The organism is Sulfitobacter sp. 15WGC (assembly GCF_005068605.1).
GTDB classification, from domain to species: Bacteria; Pseudomonadota; Alphaproteobacteria; order Rhodobacterales; family Rhodobacteraceae; genus Sulfitobacter; species Sulfitobacter faviae.
In genome coordinates this window covers 1-227 of record NZ_SZNL01000286.1, presented here as the reverse complement: position 1 = coordinate 227, position 227 = coordinate 1, and the positions used below count along the sequence as shown (strand labels likewise).

At 54.6% G+C, this 227-nt stretch carries 1 pseudogene; it reads right to left on the bottom strand.

Annotated elements, in window-relative coordinates:
• Positions 1–143: pseudogene (locus FCK22_RS18790) on the bottom strand (integrase core domain-containing protein); the annotation flags it as partial.
• Positions 144–227 lie beyond the last annotated feature (84 nt).

Sequence of the window (227 nt, the reverse complement as noted above, 5' to 3'; positions counted from 1 at the left end):
GTGTCAAATATCTCCTCGTTCAGCAGCTCGTCGCGCAGGCTGCCGTTTAATGACTTGATAAAGGCGTTCTGCTGCGGCTTCCCTGGGTCGATATAGTGCTACGGAATTGCGTTCTGATCGGCCCACCTCAGAATGGCCCGGCTGTGTCAGTGTCAAATATCTCCTCGTTCAGCAGTTCCTCGCGCATGCTGCCTTTGAAGCCCTCGATCAAGTCGTTCTGCTGTGGC